The organism is Pseudomonas sp. JDS08PS003 (assembly GCF_045013505.1).
GTDB lineage: Bacteria > Pseudomonadota > Gammaproteobacteria > Pseudomonadales > Pseudomonadaceae > Aquipseudomonas > Aquipseudomonas protegens_B.
The window spans coordinates 6,406,485-6,431,194 of record NZ_CP120724.1; the positions used below are offsets into that span (position 1 = coordinate 6,406,485).

At 54.4% G+C, this 24,710-nt stretch carries 17 protein-coding genes; 1 reads left to right on the top strand and 16 read right to left on the bottom strand.

The genetic code is table 11. The features are described 5' to 3' along the window. Nucleotides 1–5: 5 nt before the first annotated feature. The 10 genes from P7C00_RS28620 to P7C00_RS28665 all read right to left on the bottom strand — a co-directional run bounded on the left by P7C00_RS28620 (nucleotide 6) and on the right by P7C00_RS28665 (nucleotide 11,913). Complete coding sequence (locus P7C00_RS28620; RefSeq protein ID WP_404937752.1) at nucleotides 6–1,007, bottom strand: class I SAM-dependent methyltransferase; 1,002 nt, start codon at nucleotides 1,005–1,007, stop codon at nucleotides 6–8. 10 nt (nucleotides 1,008–1,017) lie between these two features. Continuing rightward, on the bottom strand, nucleotides 1,018–1,764 hold the full coding sequence (locus tag P7C00_RS28625) for a TylF/MycF/NovP-related O-methyltransferase (RefSeq protein WP_346635642.1): 747 nt from the start codon (nucleotides 1,762–1,764) through the stop codon (nucleotides 1,018–1,020). Then, nucleotides 1,757–3,112, bottom strand: a complete 1,356-nt coding sequence (locus tag P7C00_RS28630; RefSeq protein ID WP_404937753.1) for an ABC transporter ATP-binding protein — start codon at nucleotides 3,110–3,112, stop codon at nucleotides 1,757–1,759. Before P7C00_RS28630 ends, P7C00_RS28625 begins: the two co-directional genes overlap by 8 nt. A 13-nt stretch (nucleotides 3,113–3,125) precedes the next feature. Continuing rightward, entirely contained in the window at nucleotides 3,126–3,935 is an 810-nt protein-coding gene (locus tag P7C00_RS28635) for an ABC transporter permease (RefSeq protein WP_346635640.1), read from the bottom strand. A 4-nt stretch (nucleotides 3,936–3,939) separates the two neighbouring features. Beyond that, nucleotides 3,940–5,823, bottom strand: a complete 1,884-nt coding sequence (locus P7C00_RS28640) for a glycosyltransferase (RefSeq protein WP_404937754.1) — start codon at nucleotides 5,821–5,823, stop codon at nucleotides 3,940–3,942. Then, nucleotides 5,820–6,752 carry a methyltransferase domain-containing protein gene (locus P7C00_RS28645; protein WP_346635638.1) on the bottom strand — a complete coding sequence of 311 codons (933 nt, stop codon included), beginning with the start codon at nucleotides 6,750–6,752 and terminating at the stop codon, nucleotides 5,820–5,822. Before P7C00_RS28645 ends, P7C00_RS28640 begins: the two co-directional genes overlap by 4 nt. A gap of 16 nt (nucleotides 6,753–6,768) precedes the next feature. Continuing rightward, nucleotides 6,769–8,697 (bottom strand): asparagine synthase (glutamine-hydrolyzing), encoded by a 1,929-nt coding sequence (asnB, locus tag P7C00_RS28650; RefSeq protein ID WP_346635637.1) that lies wholly within the window; start codon nucleotides 8,695–8,697, stop codon nucleotides 6,769–6,771. 1 nt (nucleotide 8,698) lies between these two features. Further along, nucleotides 8,699–9,694, bottom strand: coding sequence for an NAD-dependent epimerase (locus P7C00_RS28655; RefSeq protein ID WP_346635636.1), 996 nt, complete (start codon nucleotides 9,692–9,694; stop codon nucleotides 8,699–8,701). Then, entirely contained in the window at nucleotides 9,691–10,860 is a 1,170-nt protein-coding gene (locus P7C00_RS28660; RefSeq protein ID WP_346635635.1) for a nucleotide sugar dehydrogenase, read from the bottom strand. Before P7C00_RS28660 ends, P7C00_RS28655 begins: the two co-directional genes overlap by 4 nt. Nucleotides 10,861–11,001: 141 nt before the next feature. Beyond that, nucleotides 11,002–11,913, bottom strand: coding sequence for a glycosyltransferase family 2 protein (locus tag P7C00_RS28665; protein ID WP_346635634.1), 912 nt, complete (start codon nucleotides 11,911–11,913; stop codon nucleotides 11,002–11,004). 1,074 nt (nucleotides 11,914–12,987) lie between these two features. Between P7C00_RS28665 and P7C00_RS28670 the strand changes: the two genes are divergently transcribed. Next, on the top strand, nucleotides 12,988–14,070 hold the full coding sequence (locus P7C00_RS28670; RefSeq protein WP_404937755.1) for a dienelactone hydrolase family protein: 1,083 nt from the start codon (nucleotides 12,988–12,990) through the stop codon (nucleotides 14,068–14,070). A 39-nt stretch (nucleotides 14,071–14,109) separates the two neighbouring features. Here the strand turns inward: P7C00_RS28670 and nirK are convergent, their stop codons facing one another. The 6 genes from nirK to P7C00_RS28700 all read right to left on the bottom strand — a co-directional run bounded on the left by nirK (nucleotide 14,110) and on the right by P7C00_RS28700 (nucleotide 24,709). Then, nucleotides 14,110–15,198 carry a copper-containing nitrite reductase gene (gene nirK, locus P7C00_RS28675; protein WP_346635632.1) on the bottom strand — a complete coding sequence of 363 codons (1,089 nt, stop codon included), beginning with the start codon at nucleotides 15,196–15,198 and terminating at the stop codon, nucleotides 14,110–14,112. Between the two features lie 113 nt (nucleotides 15,199–15,311). Then, on the bottom strand, nucleotides 15,312–16,130 hold the full coding sequence (locus P7C00_RS28680) for a YfaP family protein (RefSeq protein WP_404937756.1): 819 nt from the start codon (nucleotides 16,128–16,130) through the stop codon (nucleotides 15,312–15,314). A 3-nt stretch (nucleotides 16,131–16,133) separates the two neighbouring features. After that, nucleotides 16,134–17,777: a DUF2300 domain-containing protein gene (locus P7C00_RS28685; RefSeq protein ID WP_402893339.1), complete on the bottom strand. Its 1,644-nt coding sequence runs from the start codon at nucleotides 17,775–17,777 to the stop codon at nucleotides 16,134–16,136. Nucleotide 17,778: 1 nt separating this feature from the next. Further along, nucleotides 17,779–22,356, bottom strand: a complete 4,578-nt coding sequence (locus tag P7C00_RS28690) for an alpha-2-macroglobulin family protein (protein WP_404937757.1) — start codon at nucleotides 22,354–22,356, stop codon at nucleotides 17,779–17,781. Beyond that, entirely contained in the window at nucleotides 22,353–23,012 is a 660-nt protein-coding gene (locus tag P7C00_RS28695; protein WP_404937758.1) for a DUF1175 domain-containing protein, read from the bottom strand. The genes P7C00_RS28690 and P7C00_RS28695 overlap by 4 nt, the downstream gene beginning before the upstream one ends. After that, a complete protein-coding gene (locus tag P7C00_RS28700; protein ID WP_346635626.1) occupies nucleotides 22,997–24,709 on the bottom strand; it encodes a DUF2138 domain-containing protein in 1,713 nt (570 codons plus the stop codon). The genes P7C00_RS28695 and P7C00_RS28700 overlap by 16 nt, the downstream gene beginning before the upstream one ends. Nucleotide 24,710: the final 1 nt, after the last annotated feature.

The following is a 24,710-nucleotide window of genomic DNA, read 5'->3' on the forward strand; positions in this document are numbered from 1 at the left end:
GATTCTCATATTTTTCGACCTACATAAACAATGGTCGTCTCTCGCCCAATACGCAAATTGATACCGTCTGGCGCATCAACCAATGGAGATTCGTCATTGTTCTCCAGTACCGTCCCGAGCACTCTAATTGTATCTGTAGATATTTCATTAAGACGATAGGACATGGCGTGTGCGATTGAATGTAATTCGGAAACTTTTTTTCGAAACTGAAACAATAGCTTTATACGAATTTTTATTTTCTGCCAAACACTTAGATTGACACGACTGCCCAAGAAATCATCAATCTTATCAAGCTCTTGCCGTTGTAGGTCGCACTCTTTAACAGCTAATTTAACAGCCTCATTCAATTGCGCTAATTGCGCCTTGGATACCACGCCAGCCTTTTGTAACTTTAAAGCTTCTGCGTCAGCTGAAAAATCTGCCAAAGCAATAAACTCCGAGGTAAACCCAAAACCAGCGAGGCATCCAGAAAGTTTATCCGGAGTAAAACTACGAACATGTTGCCAAGGATGAAAAAAAGTATCTGAGACAGGGCAATAGACACTTGCAGCCTCTAAATTTTCATTATTAGGAGTTGATACAATTAAACTCCCTCCTGGTTTGACAAACATTGCAACTCGCTCTAGCACCTGTTGAAAGTCATCGTCCAATATATGCTCAATAACTTCCATCAAGAGAACGACATCATATTGCTCGTTAGAGTCGGCACCTTGAACACCCAAAAAGTTCTGGTGCCCACCTATTTTATCTAACAACAGTGCTTGACGATCTGGTGATGGATCAAATCCAGCGGCATTTAGCCCACGATCCAAAAGAATTTGAAGTACATGACCACTACCTGCCCCAAAATCCAGGTGACGACCGCCTGGAACAAGAAACTTACTAATGAGCTCAATAAAGTCTGGTCCTGCAACTTTACCGAAAGACAGGTTATCAAGTTCTGTTTGCGCCACCCCATCCCAAAATGTGCTGACTAATTGGGGAGTCCAGTGAATTCTTTTAACCATACCCACCTCCTCAAAATTCGTTGAAACTGGTTCTGCATGCTCGCTTAATGAAATAGGCTCCAAAATTGTAGGGTAGCGATTTTATTCGATAAGGTAGATCATTACTTGATAGATAGTCGTGTGTGGCCCGCGCGCATCCATCCCAAGCATAATAATCATCAACAACGACAACACCCTGTTCAACTGTAATAGGGCAAAGATATCTCAATGCAACATCTGTGGAAGAATACCAATCTCCATCAAGCCTAAGAACAGCAAGACCTTGAGCTGAAAGCTCCGATGCAACAACTGGAATAGTATTATCAAACCAGCCTCTAACCACCTTATAATCAGCAGAAGAAAAATTATGCAATTGCAATAAGCTTTCAAGATCATTCTGTGCTGCTTTACAATTATCGAAGAATTTTTCCTTATCTGCACCTGCTTGCCATTCCGCCGCGAGAGGACCATCTCTATGATCAACACTAGGCAAACCTTCGAAACTGTCCAACATGTAGACAGGCTTTACTACTTTCCCGAACAGTTCACGCTGAATCAACAACATAGCAACCGAACATCCTCCCCTCCAAGTTCCGCATTCTAGAATCGCTCCTGGGAGCTTATTCTTTATTGCATAGACGACAGCCCCCATACTAAATACGATACCTGTCTCATGAACCATGCTATAGGGAGAAACAGCATCGAGAATTTTCTTTACAGCCGGATTAGTCATCTCATCAGCTATGCCAAGCTGCTGAAAAGTTATAAGATTATCCATTTTTAGAGCTCGCTATATTTGGTATCGTGCGGACCAGATCAAACCGAAACTTCGGGTTCAGGTTAACAATTGATGTGGTAAACAATACAGGTGTATTAATGACTACAAAATGCAGAGCGTCGATCCTACAGTCATATTGAACTCCGTCATCGCCAGCATTTGCCGCCTGCAAGAAATAATCACCCGCAGCCAACCATGTATCAATCTCAATGCTGACCAGTAAAGTCTGACCGGTTTCTATTGGGGAAAAATCCACACCCGCTGTTTTATTGGTCACTCCAAAAATATCAATCCCTCTTTTGTTTCTGATTATAAAACCGGAAGACAGATCAACAATGGGAGCATGAGCTATGATTGTTTGAGTAATTGTATAACGAGCACCAGAAACAAGGACTTCAGTCTGATTGCCATCCTGATCAAAAATAGCAATTTTTAGTATTTCAACCTTACGATTCCCGAAACGGTAATCATCCGATTGCTTTACTTTCCCATCCTCATCTTCAATAGCAGTTTGATCAGATGATTCGAAATCCAGAGTATTCTCGACGGATAGGTTTTCACTCACCTCATCTACACGGTTGGCTGGAGAGTCGCTGTATAAGGTTTCGATAAAAGCCTTTGAAACGTCGACAGGCTTGCCAGAACTAATCAATCGTCCAGACTCGAATAGTAGAGCACGGTCACAAAAACTGGTTACCGCGTTAATGTCATGGGAAACAAAAAGAATACTCGTACCATCATCTCTAAGGCTTCTGAGCTTACGAAAACACTTTTCCTGAAACTTTACGTCGCCAACAGATAAGGCCTCATCGACAATTAAAACATCTGGATCCAAAACTGTCTGGACAGCAAAAGCAAGCCGCATCATCATTCCGGAACTATACGTCTTTACCGGCTGCTCAATAAAACTGCCTATGTCTGCGAAGCTGGCTATATCATCAAAGCGAGTAACAACGTCTTCATTCGACATACCCAAGATCTGCGCATTAAGAAAGACATTCTCTCGCCCCGTAAACTCAGGATTGAAGCCACTACCCAATTCCAACAAAGCAGTTATCCGTCCCCTCGACTGCACCACACCCGAGGTAGGCTCCAAGGTCCCTGCTATGATCTGTAACAGAGTGCTCTTACCTGCACCATTACGACCAAGAATACCAACAGCCTCTCCCGCTTGAAGCTCAAAACTAACATCGCGTAATGCCCAGTGCTCACGATAAAGATAAGATGGGCTCTTTCTACCTAGCCCCCTCTGAAATCGATCGAGCAAAGCTTGTTTAAGTCTGTCTTTCGGATTCTTATAAATTCGATAACATTTACTGATAGAGTCAAGTTGAATCGGCCGTTCCATTGATGTGCTCATATCAAATTACATCCGCAAATACAGGGCGAACTTTCTGAAACACCCAAAGACCGGCTATAGCCACTAAAACAGAAACAGAAGAATACGCCACCCAAGAAATCCAGTCTGGTTGCTCTCCCAAAATCAACACTGCTCGAAATTGCTCGATCGGAAAAGTCAGTGGATTAAGATAGATTATTTTTTGTGCCAACGGTGGTGCGGCAGAGGATGCATAAAACACCGGACTTAGAAATAAAAGTACCGACATCATCACTCCAATCATTTGCCCAACATCACGAAAAAAGACACCTATCGCGGCGAGAAACCAGGCGAGACCCGCCGTGAGTAACAACAAAGGAAGAAACACCAACGGCACATATAAAGCCGTTAGCGAAATCGTTTTATGCTCGATAAGCAAGAACACGCCTAGCAATCCAATACCAATCAACGCATTGAATGCCGCCGATGCTAGATGGCAGACAGGTAATAATTCAAGAGGGAAAACCACCTTCTTAACATAACTAGGATTGGCGACAATTGCTGAAGGCGACCGCGTTAGGGTCTCGGAAAACACAGCATGTATGATTAAGCCGCAGTACAACATCAGCACAAAATCCTTCATGCCCCCACCGCTTGCCCATCGTGCATTAAATACTCCACCAAAAACAAAGGTGTAGACAGCAAGCATCATCAGTGGATAAACCACAGCCCACAGAAAACCAAGCATCGTACCGCGATATCGCGATGCGACATCGCGAGTAACGAGTGAGTGAAGCAAGCTACGGTTTGTATAGAGGCCTTTAATAGCTGAAGTAATGCTGTACCTACTCAAGTAATCACCTTTTTTCTGTAGGTGACCCTGTCACCGAGTTCAATACCAGCTCGCTTGGTAGAAAGCCATAGAGCTTGATAGTTTCTTCAATCATCCGCGCGACACCAAACTTTCGCTCAACAAAGATCGGTCCTTGTTTTTTTGAGTCGGCTCGCATAATCGGGCTTGTTAGATACTTTGCGACCAATGCTGCAATATCTTCTGCTGTTGCGTTAGTAGCTAATAATCCAGTCACACCATGTTCAAATGATTCACGAGCGCCACCTGCATCAGTTGAAACAATCGGAAGTCCCAACCACTGAGCCTCAAGAACTACATTAGGGGTTCCTTCGAACTCCGATGCCAAGACAAAAAAGTTCATGGCGGACAGCGGGGTCGAGACCTCCGGACGAGCTCCCGGAAGGTGTACACGGCCACGTAATCCATTGCTATTGATATATGACTCCATTTCTTGACGCATCGGACCTTCTCCGATAACTAAGAAATGCACATCGGGATAACGTCCTGCTAGTAACGCTGCCGCTTGCAACCAGAGCATCGGTCGCTTTTCCGCCCAAAACCGAAAAATAGAACCCACTACTAGAGCACTTTCAGGAATACCAAGAGATTGTCGATACTCCTGAACTGCTTCTGCTTCCGATTTCTTTAAGTAACCAAGATCCACGCCGTTACGAACAACTACAAATCGATCTTTAGGAAGCTCAAGCCATTTCGTATAGTCGACTGCACCGGCCTCACTATTATTTAGAAACGTTACACACTCCAGTGAGGCCAGAGCCCGATATGCTGGATGCATGTAATCTTGATAGTAACTAAAATTTACTGGCGTTATATTTCGACTGGCCAAAATAATACGCGGTACACCAGCAATGACTGCGGCAATACCTGCCTTGATACTGCTCGAGTCTTGCCAAGCATGGACAACTTCTGGTCGTCTAGAGCGAAACTCTTCGACGAGATTCAGTATTTCTTCGATCAATGCAGGTGCAATATCTGCTAGTAGCTCGGCCACCTCTGGGGTTACTGAGGAGAGGCCATCGTCACTTAATGATATGGCATGTCGTACCTGACTCACTTCAATTTTCGCTATTTGTAACTCATGCAAGAAGAAATCAAGGTTTGGTGCATATTCAATATATTCGGCGAGCAACGCAATCGATTCACATTGCCCTGAAGCCTTTAGACCAATTAGCGTATTTACAATCTGACGCTCGGCTCCTCCAGCAGCCAGCCCGGCATTAACGAGAATTACCCGCCGTGGAATGGCGGTGTAATCCATACGAGAAACGGACTCAACAGCGCGCTGTAGCAACTCCTGATAAAGCACATCTGAAGTAAGGCCACTATTATTCGATTGCTCATTACCCGACTTTGTCAACAGTAAGTCTTCACGTTTGAACGTTCTTCGCCAAACCGTTCGAAGCCCGGGAATTTTTTTCGCGACGGCTACAATCTTTCTCAATATATTATTTTCTGAGCTCTTATTAATACTCAGAATAAGTTTTTCTCCAGCGCGCCATATAAAAAATCGGCAAATAGATAGCCTATGATACACACCACTATTTTTGCATATAATGCTTACTCTGTGACTCTTAACAATTTGCATTGCCATCTGCCGAGTCAGCATAAGCTGAGAACCGATAAAAATAACTGGCGCCCGCACAGTAGGTAACTGCCAACTGTTATTTTCAAAAAAACCCAACTTTTCGCTAGTAACGCCTGCTGTTATTTCCGGCAAAGGTGTGCGTAGGACCACCCCTTTACACAGTGGATGATCGCACAACGCAAGTACATCTTTACTCTCGATAGTAAATGGTATCGCAAATATTGCACCGTTCGGCTCAAGCTCCTTAATATACTCAAGAGCCTCTACTACTTTCTTATTCATGCAGGCTTACTCGCCAAGACAAAAATGCCGGCTGTTTGAAAGTCACTCTCGGAAATAAGCCGAAAACGACTTGCTAACTGCTCACGGGCAATACCAAAATTTCCGGGTTGTTTTATTTCTGCACGCAGGCTAAATCCTGTCTGCTTAAGCAGACCAAGGTGAGCCGAGCACGGTTGCCGGTTAATGAACCAAGGCCGACCGCCACGCATCAAACGCCACGTAAGATCGGAATACTTCCAATGGCCATTCCATTCAGGTGCAGTATCGTGACAACGGAGGTCTATCTGGTGCGACATGAACCCACTGTGTTTCAAGCAACGAAAGCATTCGGAATAAGTATCTTGGAGTTGATCAACATGCTCCATTACAGCTTGCGAGATGATCATATCCACACTGTTATCCCGAAGTTCATTTGTTCGCCCCATTGGTGCCAGGTAGCGAATAGGTCCTTCGGTTAGCTCGCTTTCCAGGGCCAGGCGGAGTCTGCTCAAACGCTCGGGAGCAAGTGTTTGTGCAAGTTTGAATTCGTTGAGTATTTTATTTGGGAAACTATAGTCGTCCAGAGTCGGTAACACTTCTGCAAACTCACCACCCGATGGAATCGGCGATCGACTTTTAAGCAGCTTCACTAGCTCATCAAAAACTCGAATATTTTCCTCTCTTTTTGCATGACGAACTGCATCAAGGGCGTAATATTGTTCCGCTCCCGTGAGCATGCCCATAAGACCAATCCCGAGGGAGTCGCCTGGGCCAAGCTCAACAATGGTCTTAGGGCTCGTTGCTAGACCATGCTGATCTGCAATTACCATGTGGCGCAGATAGACTGAGTAGCAATACTCGGCTGAAACAGTCCCTCCTGTACCGACAGGCGGAGCAATAATTGATGATTTAATTCCGCGCAGAATGTGGCGCCAGACAGAAGTTGTCATATTGATATATTTGCGTTCACATTAATGTTGGTGTAGTGGGCGGCGATAACGGAACTATGGCAGGGTCAATCCACATCTGAAACCAAAGTTCTAACATTAGTAGTGCCCATAGACGAGTGTGATGCAGACGCTTGCCAGTACAGTGCTCATTTAGCATAGTTTCGACATACGCTGTTGAGATCAGACCTCTCTGGCGGGCTCGCGTACTCAGTAATGTGTCATAAGCGAACTCCTTCAGTTCGCCTTTAAGCCACTCATCAATCGGTACGCCAAAACCCATTTTGGGACGATAGAGTATCTCGTTAGGTAGAAAGGGTTCCAATGCTGACTTAAGAATGGATTTAGTCACCCCCCCTTTCATCTTTTGTGCAGGAGGGATACGCGCAGCCCACTCCATGAGTTTATGATCTAACAACGGTGACCTAGCCTCTAGACCATGCGCCATGCTGGCAACATCGACCTTTACCAGAAGGTCGTCCGGTAGATAAGTGTGAATATCAGCCCAAGCTGCGCCGCCGACATAAGACTTGGATTGCTGAAAATACGGCTCGAGCAAATCGAGCGTCGACCCCCCGAGAAATGGTCGAAGCTGATCGTCATAACTGGCGATCTTGTCATGCTCGTAAAAATACGCCATGGATGGAGCATAACGGCGAGAGTCTTTTTCACTGACGTAAGATAACCATCGACGCGCCACCCGTAAGGCCCGATAACGATCTACATGTGGCGGAATAGATTGAACTATACGTGAGGCCAATTGCCGCAATGACCGTGGCAAACTGCCAATCCACTCGGTCTGCAAACATTGTGAATAGCGACTGTATCCCAGAAAACTTTCGTCTCCCCCATCACCATTTAGCGCAACAGTGACATGTTGCCGTGCAATCTGTGCAACATAATAAGTCGGGATAGCTGATGGGTCAGCAAATGGCTCGTTATAATGCCATGCAAGTAGCGGTAGAATTGCTGTAGCGTTGGGACGGATAACCAACTCATGATGATCCGTATCGTAACGCTCTGCGACCATACGCGCATATGCACGCTCATCGTAGTTAGCTTCATCAAAACCAATGCAAAACGTTTTGACCCGCCCACTGGAGTGTCGCGCCATCATGGCTACTATGGCTGATGAATCGACGCCTCCCGAAAGAAATGCGCCGAGCGGAACATCGGAAATCATTCGTATTCGTACAGTTTCGTCAAGCAAACTGATAAGCTCTTCCTTCAACTCTATCAGCGGACGACTGCGTGTTTGTGACGGCTCAGGGAGGGCCCAATATTTTTGGATATCAGCCTTTCCATCGCGGCTAATGATCATATAACAGGCTTGCGGGAGTTTCTTCACACCTTTAAAAGCTGACCACGGCGCCGGGATGTATTGCAATGTCAAATAGTGATGAATAGCCTCATAATTGGGCTCTCGTTTGAATCCAGGCCAAGCAAGAATGGCTTTAATTTCTGATCCAAATAAAAACACATCATTGTGCCAGGCATAATATAAAGGCTTCTTCCCAACTCGATCTCGAGCAATGATCAAACTTTCACTGCGCTGGTCCCACAATGCAATGGCAAACATTCCTCGCAATCGTTGGAATATTTTTTCACCCCAGCAATGATACCCATTCAATACAACTTCAGTATCAGTGTTACTTTTAAATCTGTAACCCAATTCTTCGAGCTCAGAGCGCAACTCTAAGAAATTGTAAACCTCTCCATTGAAGGCTATTTGAATACAACCATCTTCACTGGACATGGGTTGATGTCCTGCAGCGCTTAGGTCGATGATTGACAGTCGCGCATGCCCCAACGCAACACCTGAACCTACCCAAGTACCTTGATCATCCGGCCCACGATGCTCTATGGCCCGTACCATCTTGCCAATCGTGACCGCAACATTCGTCGACGTCGATGCTCTAGTAGAAAATATGCCCGCTATTCCACACATATTAACCGACTCGCTTATTCAAAATGGTAGGTTCGTACCTGGAGCGATACCAAGCCACAAACTTTTCGATACCCTCTTGCAATGGCGTACTTGGTGTAAAACCCACCCACTCTTTAAGTTTCGTCGTGTCAGCATGAGTGGAGTGAACATCACCCGGCTGCATAGGAATAAAGTTTTTTATTGCTTCACGCCCCAGCGCCTTTTCCAGGGTTTCAATAAATTGCAAAAGTTCTATTGGCTCATGATTACCAATATTGAATATACAATGCGGGGGTTTATCCCCTCGTGCAACAGGCTTATCTAAAATACGAATAACACCTTCAACAATATCGTCAATATACGTAAAGTCACGCTGCAGTCGACCGTGATTGAACACATCAATCGGGCGCCCCTCGAGAATAGCTTTAGTAAAGCTAAAATAAGCCATGTCCGGCCTTCCCCAAGGGCCATAAACCGTGAAAAAACGAAGGCCTGTTGCAGGGAAGTCATAGAGATGACTATAGGCGTGCGCCATCAACTCGTTGGCTTTTTTAGTTGCTGCATAAAGACTGACCGGCTGATCGACATTATCATTTTCAGAGAACGGTGCCTTAGTAAGGCTGCCATAAACACTGGAACTCGAAGCGTAAACTAGGTGTTTAATCTTTGAACTACGACAGCCCTCAAGGATATTCACAAATCCAATCAGGTTACTGTCCGCATACGCATGGGGGTTCGTCAGCGAATATCGAACACCTGCTTGAGCAGCAAGGTGTACAACGCGCTCAAAGCGTTCTTCCTCAAACAAATCTGCCACTGCAACTCGATCAGCAATATCAATGCGAGCAAAACGAAAGCGTGCATGAGACCTGAGCTGAGCCAGCCGAGCCTCCTTCAAAGACACGTCGTAATAATTGTTGAGGTTATCGACGCCCAAGACATCTTCACCGCGAGCGAGCAGTCGCTGACACACACTCATCCCTATAAATCCCGCCGCACCGGTCACCAGAACCGTCATAAATCATCCCCAAACAGATCCCGACTGAAAACTTTAGCATCAACGTCGACCAAAGCTTCAGTGCGACGATTGGCGATAATGATGTCCGATTCCCGCTTAAAAGCAGCTAAATCCGTCACCACGCGTGAGTTATAGAACTCATCCCCCTTAAAGGTTGGCTCGTACACAATCACCTGAATACCTTTGGCCTTGATGCGCTTCATGATGCCTTGAATACTGGATGCTCGAAAATTATCTGATCCTGCCTTCATGATGAGTCGATAGATTCCCACTACCTTGGGTGCTTGACGAACGATACTGTCCGCAATGAAGTCCTTTCTCGTCGTATTCGACTCAACAATGGCATGGATTAGATTCTGTGGCACATCACGATAATTAGCGAGAAGCTGCTTAGTATCCTTAGGCAGGCAGTATCCTCCGTATCCAAAACTGGGATTGTTGTAGTGCGTTCCAATGCGTGGATCTAGACAGACACCATCAATTACTTGACGCGAATCGAGCCCATGTGTGGCTCCATAGGTATCCAGTTCATTAAAAAAAGCGACACGCATTGCCAAATACGTATTAGCGAAAAGCTTGATGGCCTCTGCTTCGGTAGAGTCAGTAAACAGAATGGAAACGTCTTGCTTTAATGCCCCCTGCTTCAGCAGATTGGCGAAGACATCTGCCCGCGCTGAGCGCTCACCAATAACGATACGCGAGGGATAGAGACTATCGTGAAGAGCTCTCCCCTCCCTAAGGAACTCAGGAGAAAAAATAAGATTTTCTGTACCGATCTCCGCCTTAATCCTTGATGTATAACCTACTGGCACCGTGGATTTTATTACCATCACAGCATCAGGCTGAATTGCTATAACCTCACGCACCACCGCTTCAATTGACTCGGTATTGAAGTGATTGGTTTCCGGATCATAATCGGTAGGTGTTGCAATAATGACAAAATCAGCTCCTAAATAAGCCTCATTCTTGTCAAGAGTAGCGCAAAAATTGAGAGACCTATTTTTTAGATAGTCTTCAATTTCGCTATCTTCAATTGGGGATTCCTTACGGCGAAGCATCGCCACTTTTTCCGGAACGATGTCGAGCGCAACGACTTCGTTATGCTGTGCCAGAAGAATGGCATTGGCAAGACCAACATAGCCAGTACCTACAACGGCAATTTTCATAAAAAAGTCCCAATAATATGTATTTTGATCACCAACTTCCTAATGGACGAATCATTGAAATCGACCCCCCATTCAACGTAAAGCTGACCGACTACATAACACATCGAAAACAGTATAATCGACCACTAAAAACCCAGATACTCAGATCTTTTTCAGGACAACTGCAACAACCAGCCCAAGATTCCCAAGCAAGGTCTGCCTATATATACCAGCACGCAATATGTTTATCGCCCGAAAAAGCAACGTCTGATTTCGAGCACCTTTAAAACGCTCTAACGTAATTTTATGCTCTGGACTCAGCCTGTGGTGCATCGACTCAAGCGCAATAATTGTACGCTGATTCCATTCAGCAAATCGCCCACGGAAGACCATGCGCATACGACTCCATCGGGCGGCCCAACCTGTGTTAGTTCCGACCAAATTACCTCCATGCTGGCGATACAGAACCTTTGGGCAAGGATCATAGTAAACAACTCCACCTGCGCCGGAAATTAATTGATAGGCCCACCAATCATGCGAAGGGACATCTACATCACCGCCCGCCTCCTTGAGTAGCGCCCTTGCAGCCTGGTTAAAAACCATGGTGTTTCCACCGCCAATATTTTGTACCAAGGCATTAGCGAAGTGTGGTGCACGGGAGAAGAGGGGGGAGTTTCCAGCATACGAGCCAGATTCACAGATCAACTCAGTCCGGCCACAATAAAGCGCTGGTATATGTTCAGGTATTGTATTCAACCAAGCTATTGCGACCTCAAGCTTATCGACACACCATATGTCATCTTGATCAGACCAGGCATAGAAATTTGCATTAATTTCAGAATTACACGCCAGCGACAAGAAGTTCGCAACGAACCCTCGCCCCGGACCATGCACCCATTTAACGCGCCCCCCTCCCCAACTATTCTGTGCTTCGCTCACTATAGCCAGAGTATCATCTTGCGAACCATCATCAGAAACAAATAAAGTCCATTGCCCATACTGTTGTCGCGCAATAGAATTCAGTTGCTCACCTAAGAAACAAGCGCCATTATAGGTAGCCATCAAAATAGCCACGTGCTGAAGCTTCTTGACTACCTCCGTATCGGATGTAGGAGCTACCAGCTTCTCTACACATCCATCCAATTCAAAAACCTCAAGTAAAATTCAAAGACGCCATTCTTGAAACTGCAAAAACCAATACAACCTTAGACAGTACTTCTCAAAAAAGCACGAAAGCCATATACAAAAACATCAAATAAAAGTCTTAACCTTGCAGACTGCAACCCAATTTTCAACATCTATCAAAATCGAGTGCCCTCGCAACCTTATCACCCCCTCTTACGATCGCACAACAAAACATCTTCCCCCTCCCGAAACGCAGCCCCCATGGCCCCAAACATATGAAGAACAGCAACACAGCAAGGTTAAACCCCATTCGTAGCTGATCAGACTCAGTGAACCCGCTCTTGCTCGGTAAATCCCAGTCAGCCCAGCCAACGATATCGAAAGAGAAGCTCGCACCCCTGCAAACCACGAGGCACATCACAAGCCAACTACCACGAAAAACTTCGAATCAGATAGAACTCCGCCAGTTTGATAAGACCCAATGTACGATTCCCCTCTGAGCTGAAATAAAACACCCTACTCGCAAAAGATAGTTAACCATTATTAATACACACTACTTAACGACCAATTCAATCCATCAACAAATCAACCTATAAAAATGCGACATCCAGAAACCAAGCCAAATGCCGTACCTATTATTCTCCCGGCCAACCGAAGGCCAAGCGAATAAAGAAATCTAGCATCCATCCATAAAACGCACCACAAGACAGATCCGTACTCAAACAAGGATAGGTCCTCCTCCCAAGGGGATAACGTCTTAACATGGCAACCGAATTACAACCGGAAAATAAAAAACATGCATTAAAAGCGCCATGTCACTTGCAAAGAGCTTGTAAAAACCGACGCCACAATTCGAATAGAAACGATCAGACCAATCCATCTCCACAAGACTAGCGTTCGGCAGAACGATCTTCCTCACAGCAAGTGCAACGGCAGCCAGATCAAATGCCCCGCCATGCTAAGCTGCGGCGCCGTTTCGGGCAGCAGCCCGGGACTTTCTTCACTGAAAAAGGACGTTCAGTCATGTCGTTGCCGGCTGCAGTACGCCTGTCCCTGTTATCCCTCTCTTTGTTCAGCGCTCTGAGCCTCAGCAGTTCCTGGGTCCATGCCGATGCGCAACAGGACGTCGCCAAAGGGCGCTGGCAAGGCCTGGCCGGTATGGCCAACCTGTACCTGGACGAGGCCACGCCAGCAGATTTCATCGAGGCTGGGGACAACGAAAAGAGCCAGCATGACAACTACGCTGGTGCTCTCGCCTACTACCTGACCGCCGCCCGTCTCGACCCGAAGAATGCCTACGCCTCTTACCAGGCCGCCGGTAGCCTGGCCGCCATGGACAAGAACAAGCGCGCCGCCGAGTTCCTCGATCAGGCCCGCGAGCGTGGCTTCTGGCAGTTGGTGATCCTCAAGGAGGACAACGAACTGCAATCCCTGCAGCAGACCCCGGCCTACAAGAAGCTGCTGCAAGCCGCGGAAAAGAACTACCCGGCCAAGGCCAAGGATGCCGGCCTTGCGGCCTTCAGTATTCCCCAGGGCAAGGCCCCGGCCGACGGCTGGCCGGTGGTGGTCTGGCTATCGGGATTCGGCACCGAGGGCAGCGACGGCGTCGATATGCGCACCGACCTTGTGGGCGAGCAGGCCGTGCTGGTGGGCATCAACGGCACCCTCAAGCGCGACGAGCATCAGTTCATGTGGCAGCAGCATTCGGTGGACACCACCCAGGAGGCGGTCAACGCCGCCCTGAAGAAGCTGGAAAAACAGACTCGCATCGATCGCTCGCGCATTGCCCTGATGGGCTTCTCCCAGGGTGCCGAGCACGCCTCGCACCTGATCGCCGAGTACCCGCAGCAATACAGCGGTGCGTTGCTGCTGTCCCCCGGCGGCTACCGGATTCCGTTCGGCGAAACCAAGGCCCGGGACAAGCGCATCGTCATCGTTCATGGCGCCAAGGAACACGAGAGCAACCAGAAGCTCACCACCACCACGCAACAGGCCCTGGAACCCGGCAACCAGGTCCAGAGCCATGAACATGCCGAAGGCCATACCTTCCAGGACGACTGGCGCCAGGTGTATCCGGGCTACCTGAAGTTCGCCCTGAACCTCTGATGCCAGGCAATGGCGCCGGGGCCTGAGCCCCGGCCGTTATCACTTGGCCGGAGTAATGGGCCCGGGGGCCTTTACCTGGGTCATCAGGTCGTCATCCCACTGGCCCTCGACCTTGACCTGAGCCAGGGCCCCCAGCTCCATGGCCTCGATCAGGTTGTGATTGAGGTACACGTAGGTGCCCGGCTGCTTGAAGGTGTAGAGCGCCGCCAGCGCCGAACCGCCAGGAATGAACCAGGTCTCCAGGTTGCGTTGCGCAGCGTTGGCGAACTTGCCGGTGGTCCAGACCCAATCGCCATGACCGCCGATCAGGTGCGGACGGCTGTCGCGGTTGGCCTGGGAATGGATGAACAGCACACTTTCGCCAACCTTGGCAGTCAGCGCGTTGGCCCCGGTCAGAGCGCCAACCCGACCGTTGAACACCACATGGCTCGGCGTCAGCGTACGCATCACTTCACGGGTGTCCTGATAGCTGGAGGCCAGGTCCGGGTAGCTCTTGTAATGCCCGTCCTTGTCCTTGGGGATATACAGGTCGAACTCGCCGATGGTGTAGGCACGGTCATAGCGCAGGGGGTTGCCGGCGGGGTCTTTCAAACCCTCTCGAGGCAGCACCATCAGGGTCCCGCTCATGCCCGAGACCACGTGCCAGGGCACCATGCCCGGCGGCGCACAGTGGTAGACAAAGGTGCCGCTGCGGTCAGCCTTGAAGCGCAGCACCACTTCCTGCCCCGGCAGTACCTGGGTCAGGGCCGCGCCGCCCAAGGCGCCGGTGGCTGCATGGAAGTCGATGTTGTGGGGCATGCTGTTGCTGGCCGGATTGCTCAAGGTCAACTCGACGTAGTCGCCCTCATGCACCACCAGAGTCGGGCCAGGCATGGAGCCGTTGAAGGTCATGGCCTGCAAGGTGGTGCCCTGGTCATCCACCTGCATCTTTTTCTCTTCCACATTCATGCGGAACTGCACGACCTTCGGCGGCCCGTTGACGGCCTGCTCATGGGCATGCACCTGGGGCGGTGCCACCAAGTCAACCTTAACCCGCTGCAACCCGTCGGCACCGGCGGCCAACACCAGGCCGGAGGCACAGCTTCCGGCCACTACACAGCACTTCAACCACGATTGAAACCTACCCATGCTCTGCATTTCCCTGCCAATGAATGGTGATTCATTGCAAGGCAAACGCCGGGCAATCGTATTGTCTCAGCGCAATGAACGAATGCCCGGGCAAGCGGATAGATTGAGCTCGATCATGGATAGCTGAAACTACGTACCAGGGTCAGCTCCCCGGGGGCCCGCATCGGCACGATGAAGGACTCCCTCTTCTCATCCGGCGTGCCTTCCTCGGTGATCACCGTGACCTGGGCCGTGGTCAGCGGCTGCACGGCGTTTTCCTGGCCGCCGTCTTCATCGTCATCACTGCGATAACCGCCACCGTAGTAGTTCACATAAACCAGGTACTGGCCCTTGAGCGGCGCCGGCATGGAGAAGATCTCCGGACCGTAGCCGGTGGTCACGTCCACATCCAGGGCGGCGCCGTTGGGAGCCACGCGGTCGCCGTACCAGATGTGCGCGCCGTCGGGGGTCACCAGATGCAGATCAAGGTCGGTGTTGTCGCTGTCCCAGGACAGCAGCACCCGCAACTTGGGCGGAGTCACGCCACCGCCGGTATTGAGGAACTGCACGCGCTTGCGCTGCTGGCCGTCCGGGCTGCGCACTTCGACGCTGTTGCTGCCATTGGGGAAGGAATACGGCCGATCGAAACCGCCTTGTTCATCGAACTTGAGCGGCATGCTGACGCCGTTGACGATCAGCTTGCCGGGCTCCTTGTTCGCCTTGGGCGCGCCTTTGATCTGCCCGCTGATACGCGCGGTATTGGCCTGGCCCTGGCGCGTGTTCACCGAAGAGGCCGGGTAGTTGACCTCCTGAATGTATTGCTCGCCATCGACGGCGCGGGTACGCCAGCCGCCTTTGGGGGTGTCGAGCTGGATGCCGCTGTCAGCCAGGGCCATGGGCAGGCTGAACATTCCGCAAAGGAACAGGAGGACCGGGGGAGCAGGAAGTTTCATGGCCTATTCCAATAAAAGATGACGGGCGAGCCCTTCGATGTAGGTTTCATCCTGGCCGTTGGGATGAGCTTCAAAGGCCAGGTGCAGGTATTCGTGAGTCAAGTCGAGGCGGTCTTGCAGCGAGAGCACGCCACGGACGTAGATGCGTTGCCGTTCGCGGTCAACGTAGGGCCGGCCGAAACTCAGGCGGCACACGGCGAACTGGCTGATTTCGTTGTAGCCAATCTCTTGCTCCAGCGGCTGGCGCCAGCGCCGACGCTGGTTCAACAGCCACTCCTGGGCCGCTGGCAAGGGCTCGCAGGATGCTACCGGGTTGTCCCAGCGACTGAGGCTGGCGCGGGGATAGGCATGCAACAGGATGGCGTCGTAGCGCTGGCCGGAGCGCGCCTGCTCCACGGCCTGCTGCCAGGACAGCTTGTCCGGCGCAATCAGGTCCGAGTGGTAGGTGACTTGCGTGCCGGCCAGCACCAGATCGCTGGTCCAGGCGGCAATGGCCCGGGCCTCGGCTGTCGCCGGGCGCGGCGCGACCCGCTGGCGATTACTGCTGTCATCGATACTCAGGCATTCGCCGCTGCGCCCAGCGTTCTGCAACAGGTAGGTGCGGATCGCCACGGCCAGGGCCTTGGCGGCCTCCACCGGTTCACTGCTGGCTTCGCGTTGCAGCACACGGGCCACATATTCTTCACGGTCCAGGCGCGCTACCAGTCGCTGGGCCGCCGGGTCTTGCTGCAGGAACAATTCGCCGGCGCTGTGAATATCCAGCCGGTTGCCGTTGGCAAACTCCACCCGGTAATCCCCTTGCAGAGCACCCGGCCTGGCTAGCTGACCCTTCTGGCTGACGCTTTTGAGCGGGTAGCGGGAAAACAGACTGACTTCCACGCAGCGGCCTTTATCCACAGGCGGATTGTCCGGCAGCACCTGATTCAGGGCCTGGGCGTAGTCCTTCAACACCCGCTGGCTGGTGCCGCGCCCGCCCACCCATAGCGGCGTGCCATCCACCAGCCAACCGGCAAAACCGCCCTGGCGCGACTGCGGGTCCTGATCCGCCAGCCAGCTCCAGGTCTTGACCCGCAGGCGCCCACCCACATCCCCCACCACAGCACCGTCACCGGCATTGAGCACCACGTCCAGCAGCACACGCCGCGCCGTATCCCGTGCCGGCAGCAGCGCCAGCACCTGCAACAGCTGCGCCACCGGAACCCGGGTCTGGGGTTGCAACTGGTCCAGGTCCTGCAGCCAGTTCGGAGCATTGCGCTCTTGCCAATAGGCGCGCCAGTCGGCGCTGGACAGTTGCAAGCGCTGAGGTTCGAAGTACAGACCACAGGAGCGAATCAGGGCCTGATCCCGGGCAATGCTGCCGCCTGCCGTGCAGCAATAGACCTCGTCCCTGGATTTGCCCTGACAGGCATAGGCCGGTTCTTGCGCACCGGTATCCACCAGCCAGGCGTAGACAAAGAGTTTCCAGACACTGCCCAGGGGCGCTTGCAGATCCTGCGGCAACGGCTCGCGAGCCAGCACCTGAGTCTTGCTCAAGCTCACCAGCTCGCTGTCCGGGGCGGCTTTCCAGGCCAGACGCAGAGGCTCATCCTGGGCTGTCACCAACCCAGGGAGTAGACACAGGCACAACCAGGCCCAACACCGCGTCATGTTATTTGACCGTGACCTGACCCAGTGCCGGCGTACGCTCCTGAGCCTGATGCTCCGGTGCATACACCTGGTAGAAACGTGCCGGAGGCAAGTTGAACTGGCCTTTCTGGGAGAAACGGATCAAATGCCGCAGACGCACTTCGCTGCTGTCGTTCAACGCATCCAGCGGCACTGCATAGCTCATCTGCCCGGGTTCGAAACGAGCCTTTTCCAGGGACGCCGCTTCAGTACCCGCAGGGCCGGCCAGCTTGATACCCCAGGTGGTGCGCTCGACATCGGCGCCCGGCGGCAACGGCACTTCCAGCATGCCGTACAGCAGCGGCCGGCTGCCCTCGTTGGCGATGATCACTTCGTCCAGGTACAGCCCGTCACTGGCGATCGGCTTGTTGCCCACCGGTTCCAGCTTGAAGGTGAAGGCCTCGTCGCCCGGAACCAGGCGCAACAGGCGACGGGTAATGTTCACCGGCGACGGCGTGCCCATGTCCAGCTTGCTCAGGTAGCTGACCGAGGCCCGCAGCGGACGCTCCGGCACCTTGTCCAGGGTCAGCACGGCAGGCACCTGCGGCCCTTGCCACTGCCAGTAGCGTTCGCCGCTGGCGCCCTGCTGCTGTTGCCAGCCCTGGCCCGGATTCAAAGCCTCGGCCGGTGCCGACTGGGCCACGCTGCGCTGCAGCCAGGTCAGGGCCAGAGCACGGTCCAGGGTCGGTTGCGATGGCAGCAGACGTTGCAGCAATGCGCGCGCCGTCGCTTGATCGAAAGGCTTCAAGGACAGATTCATTGCCTGAGCGAAAAGCTGCGAGCTGATGTCGACCTGCTGCTGTGCAGCCTCCAGCTGCGCCACGAAGGCAGGTGGCGGCGTGACCTTGGCGTCCCGCGCCAGGGCGGCTGTCAGCACCCGGGCGCTGGCCAGGCCGAGGGCCGAATCCGGGTCCACCATCACCAGGCTGTCACTGCTGTCGTCATCCATGCTGGCGGCCGGACCGGCTCCCACCTTGGCCAGGTCGTCCATCAGTCCCCTGACCAGGGTGTTGATCGGCAGGTTCATCTCACGGGCGAAGGACAGGATCAGTGCCCGTTGCAGCAATGGCGTGTTGCCGGCCTGCTTGGCGTAGACGTCCAGCACCCGCTGCCAGTGCTCCGGTGGCAGGTTCAGGTCCATGACCTTGCTGGCATGCCAATCGGCGTAGTAGGCGTAGGCGGTGAGGAAGGCGTCTGCATCGGCCTCTTCGCCCCACCAGGTGAATGCCGCTTCCGGCCCGGCCATGTGCACTAGGCGCAGGCGGCTGTTCTGCATGATCAGGCGCAACCGATCACGGATCTGCGGGTTGCTGGCCAGCGCCGGGTAGGCAACGCTCAACGGCAGCAACTGGCTGGCAGTCTGCTCGACGCCGCCATAGGGGTACTCCAGCAAGCTATCCAGGGCCGAACGGAACAGCGCTTGCGGGCTGTCGTCCAGGTGCAGGCGGATCTCTGCGGCATCGGCCGGCAGACCCAACGGCGTGCTGGTGCTGACCACGTCCAGGCTCTGGGTTTGCACCGTCTGCCAGCCGGCCGCACTGCTCACCAGGCGCACGGCCAGGGCATCCACGGTCTTGCCGCCCTGCACCAGCTCGGCACTCCACTCGCCGTTGCCCGGGGCAATGGCCGGCAGCGCCACATAGTTGATGCCGCTGTTGAGGGTCAGCGGCAAGCGCTGGGACTCACCGGCGTAATGGATAACCAGCTCGGCCTTGGCCGGTTGCTCGGACTGGCTGAAGGCAAACACCCCAAGATCCGGCTTGTCGCCACTGCGGAAGCGGGTCGGGCCACTCCACTTCAGGTACAGGGCCTTGTCGGAACGGACGAACTGTTTCTTCTGCCCCACTTGGCCGTCATCGGCGATGGCCCGAGCGGTAATGCGCCAGCGGGTCAGGGAATCCGGCATGCGGAAGGTGAAACGCGCCTTGCCACTGTCATCGGTCACCAGCTCCGGCTGCCAGGCGGCGGTGTCGACGTCTTCACGACGTGGTCGCTCCAGCACCTTGACCCCACGCTCGCTGCGATTGGCCTTGCCCGGGGCCGTCGGGCTACCCGGCAGCGCCACGTCGTAGCTGATGAACGACAGGCTGGCGCTGGTACGCACGTTATTGCGCCGTGGGTGGTAGAAGAACTGATCGATGCTCGGCGCCACTTCCGGCTGCAGCGCATAGACCATCTCGTCCACCACGCTGACGGTCAGGTGCGCCGGTACCGGCTTGCCAGCGAACTGCGTGGACAGGTCCACGGTGACCATGTCGCCCGGCTGGTACTTTTCCTTGTCGGTGTGGATGGCCACATCGATCTGCGGCGTCAGCACCTTGATCCCGGCATTCTGGAAGCTGTACTCGCCGCCCTTGGTGTAGAGCACCGAGAAGGTCAGGTTCGGCGCGAAGTTGTCCTTGACCGGCACCCGGGCGCGGTATTGGGTCGGGCTGAGCTTTTCCACTTTCAACCAGTCGCCGCCCTTGGACAGCAGCGCGGTGGCCTCAACCTTGTCGCGCTCCAGGGACAGCAGCGCGTCGTTGATCGGCTCAGGGAAGGTAATCAGCACCAGAGCTTCGTCGCCGGTCTTGTATTCGGGCTTGTCGAGGACGATTTCCACAGTACCCGGCACGGCCTTCACGCCTTCACCGGTGACCGCATGGCTGGTGCCGCCCAGCACTCGGTCGTGCTCGTCCTTCAGCGTCAGGTTGTAAGTGCCGGGACGCTCGAAGGCCAGGGCGAAGCCGTTGTCGGCGGCGGCCAGCTTGCCATTGCCGGTGGACTGGTCCTCCAGACGTACCCAGCTGTAGCCGCTGGGCTTGAGGTTCTTGCTTTGCTCGCTGGTGTTCTGATTGGCGTAGCTGAACTGCACCTTGTCGCCGACCGCACTGAAACGCTGCGGGGCGCTGAGGCTGAAGCTCGCGGCGCCACGCTCGATGAGGATTTCCTTGGTGGTCTTGACCCGGTACGCCGCACCGTCGCTGGCGAACACGGTGAGCATGTAGCGGCTCGGCTTGCTGGCCGCCGGCAGATCGAGGGTGGCACTGCCCTTGGAGTCAGTGGTCAGCTCGGCACTGGTCAGCTCCACCGGGAACTGGCCCATGTACTGCAGCTCGTTGTCCACCATGGACAGCTGCTGGGCCCGCAGGCTCAGTTGCAGGCGCGCATTGGCCACCGGCTTGCCGTCCGGATACAGCAGCACCAGGTTGCCCTTCACCGGCTCGCCGGTCTTGAAGTCCGGCTTGGCCAGGCTCAGGGCAATCTCGAAGTGCGGCTTGATGTACTCAGCCACGCGGAAGGCGCTGCTGTAGACCTGGTCCTTGTAGCCAAAACGCAGCTCATAACCACCGGCCACGGCGTTTTCCGGCAGTTGGAAGCGCCCCTGGGTGCCGGACTTGGAATCCAGGTTCAGGGTCAGGTTCTGCAATGCGGTACCGGCGGCATCCAGCACGCTGACATTGACCGTGCCGGCTCCTGGTTGCACCGAATCCCGGGCATTCTTGAACTCGCGGCCGACGATTTTCAGCGACACCCAGTCCCCCGGGCGATACAGCGGCCGGTCGGTGAACGCATAGAGCTTGGTGTCGTAGATCTCACTGTCGTAATAGAAGTTCTCGGAGACGAATACCCCGCCTTCCTGGTCCTCGCCAATCACGTAGGAACGCTCGGGGCTGACGTGTTTCAGGCGCACCAGGCCCTGCTCGTCGGTGGCGCCGCTGTTCATCACACCGAGGCCATCAGTCCACAGCACGTTGACCTTGGGCACCGAGTTGCCTTCGTGTTTGCCCGCAGCCCAGACCAGCAGCTCGTCGCCGGCAATCTTGCTCACCGCCACAGTGTTGGAGACGAAGACCATGGTGGTGGCGCGGTACTTGCCCACTAGGGCTTCCACCAGGTACAGGCCCGGTTTGAGTTGCCCCAACGGGATATAGACGTTGCCCGGAGCAACGTTGATGAACTGGCTGGAGGAACCCGACAGATCAACCCCGGCCGGCGGCTGGATCGGCTTGGCCTGCCACAGCGGATAGCGGAACTGGGTCACCAGCGGCAGCCCCGGGATCAGAGCGAACTGCGGCTGGGCCTCGTACGGCGTCGGCGCCAGCATCGAGTTACCCATCCTCAGTTCCGGCACCTCTTCGATGACCTGCTTGCGCGACTCGTAGGAGAAGGCGCGCTGCATGACCCGACGGGATTTGCGATACCAGTTGTCCCACAGGTAGGCCAGGGTGTTGGACAGACCCTCGCCCTTGAACTGACCGTCACTGACGACCCGGTGCAGGTTTTTCTGGCGCTTGAGGAAGTCCAGCGGCTGGTCGATCCGGTACACCCGGATGTCCGCGCCGCCGTAAGGCTCCATGCGGAAACGCCGGTAGTCACGCCCCGGGGCTTCGAGGCGCACCATGGCCTGTTCATCGCTGGCGAAGCTGCTGTCGGCCAGAAGGAAGAAACTCTCACCGGAGACCGCCGCGTAATCGCTGGACGGCACCGAGTCTTCGGCGTTGACCAGGGCCACGGGGGCCAGCAGGGTCAAGGCCAGGGTCAGGCGAAACAGAAAACGGGACATACGCGGTTCGCTCATTGGGTGAGGAAGTTCAGTCGATAGATGCCGATGAAGTTGGGGTTGGCGGGGTCGGGTATCCATCGGGTGTCCTTCCATGTCATCAGTTGCTGCACGCTAGCCGAGCGCATGCCGTTGTCGGTGGGAGTGGTGGTGCCGGTGTGATAGGCGATGTTGCGGCCCATCCAGATCATCAGGTGCTGGTCGTCGCCCTGATCGAAGAACAGCAGGTCGCCGGGACGCGCCTGACCCAGGTCACGGCTGACCAGGTGGCTGTTGAACTGGATCAGCTTGATGGCGTTGACGTAAGGCCCGGTCTGACCACCGCCCTGCTGCCACTGCTGGGCCAGGCCGCGCTGGCCTTCGCTCAGTTGCAGCTCCGGCGGCAGGTAGCGATTGGACATGCCGTTGGCCCGCAGCCATTTGCTGTCGTGGGCCTTGAGCGCTTCGTTGGCGGCAAAGCGCACCAGCCCGGCGCAATCCTGCTGGTACCAGCGCGGACTCGGCCCCTGACTCAGTTGCTCCTGGGCGATGCGCACGAACCAGGCGCGAAACACCTGGGACTGCTGCACGTCCAACGGCGGAGCCTGGGACGCGCCCACGGCATTGCTCAGCAGCAGGGCCAACAGGCCGAGGCTGCCCAGGCTTTTGCGCCATGTACTCACAGCGCGCGCCATTGCAGGGGCAGCCATTGCCAGTGACCGTTGGGCTCGCTGCCTTCGGGCAGGGTCAGGGCATATTTGCCATAACCGCCCAGGGTGCGCAGTTTGGGCACCAGGTAGGTTTGCGCGGCGTTGTTGAACACCGGTTCCATGTCCTGGGGCAGGCTGTCGAAGGTTTCCTGCTGAATCAGCTGCGCCAGGGATTGCGGGCCCAGGTAGACCGGCATCAGCGCGTCCGCAGGCACCACGTCGGCCAAGGGCGGGAAGCGCTTGTCCAGGGTGCCGAGGGCCTTGTTCACCAGTTTGTCATCCAGCGAGAACACCAGGGTCGAGCCATGGCGGGCCAGGCTGACCTGCATGAAGGCGCGGCCGGTGATGGTTTGCGGGGCCTTGGCGTCCTTGGCCGGGTACTGGCCGAAGTTGGAGCTGACCTGGCGCTGCCACAGGTGCATGTCACCGCTCTGTTGCTCCTCCACCGGGAAGATCCGCTCGGCCACCTTGCTCTCCCGGGAACCGACCATGGAGCCGAACAGCTTGCCCAGGTCGGCATCGAGTTTGGCGCTGTCCTGATCCTTGAGTCTGGCCACCAGCAGCGGCGTATACAGCCGCGAATCGGCGTACCAGCACAGGCCTGCGGTGCCGGCCATGTGCTCGGTCAGGGCCTGGGCCACCGACTCTTCGGCGCCCAGCTTGACCAGCAGCGGCTTCTGCTGCTCCGCCGCCAAAGGCAGCGCCACACAGGCGCTGGCGCCCATGGGCATGGCCTGCCAGATCGGTTTGAAGTCGAAGTCCGGCTGGTTGTCCTGCTCCTCCATGGCCAGGTAACTGTGCCAGCCCTTGGCGTCCATATCGAAGCGCAAGCCGGCGAAGTTGGGGATGAAACGCTGATACCCCATGGCCAGGACACTGGCGTTGACCGCCAGCCGCTGCTGCACTTCAGGCTTGCGCGCCTCCAGACCAAAAGCCTCGGGGAACAGCTTGTCACCGTTGAGCAGAGCCTCCAGGGCCGCGGTGGAGACCGCGCCGTGTTCATCATTGGCACCGGTGCCGAGGTCATACAGCTTGGCCGCGTTGGACAGCACCACCAGCTTGTCGCCATGGGAAGCGAACGCCAGAGATTTGCCGGCGTTGTAATTCAACTGATAGAGGGCCACCGCATCGCCGCCGACCTTGAGGTCCGCCAGCTTGCTCAGTTGGGTGTCATCCAGGGCGACCTTGGCCAAAGGCTCCAGCAGCTTGGCCAGGCCGCCACGGTCCATCACCAGCAAAAAGTCCTTGAGGCGCCCGTCGGCGCCACGCCACAGCGCCACATCCGCCGGCTGATCGAAGAGTTGCTCGATCAGGTTGTCCTGCAATTTCAGGTCATGCTCGTAGATGATCCGGCGCAGGCTGCCGATCAGGCCCAGGCGATCGACGTGGGCCTGGTAATAGAAGACGAAGTCCTCGGTCAGTGTTTCCTTGAGGAAAGGCACCGCCAGCAGGTCCTTGGGCAATTGGGTCAGGGAGTGGGTCTCCAGCAGCCCGTCGGGGCGGCTCAGGCCCAGCTTGTCGCCGGCCAGCTCAGCCACCGGAGTCTTGGGCTTGCAGCCCACCCCCGTAATGGCGGCCGCCACCAGGCACAGGCCCACGACCAGGGCCGGCCAGCGCCGCTTGCTGCCGGGTTGTTCAGTACCGGGGACGCCGGCCGCCGGGGATGCTGTGTTTTCGCTCATG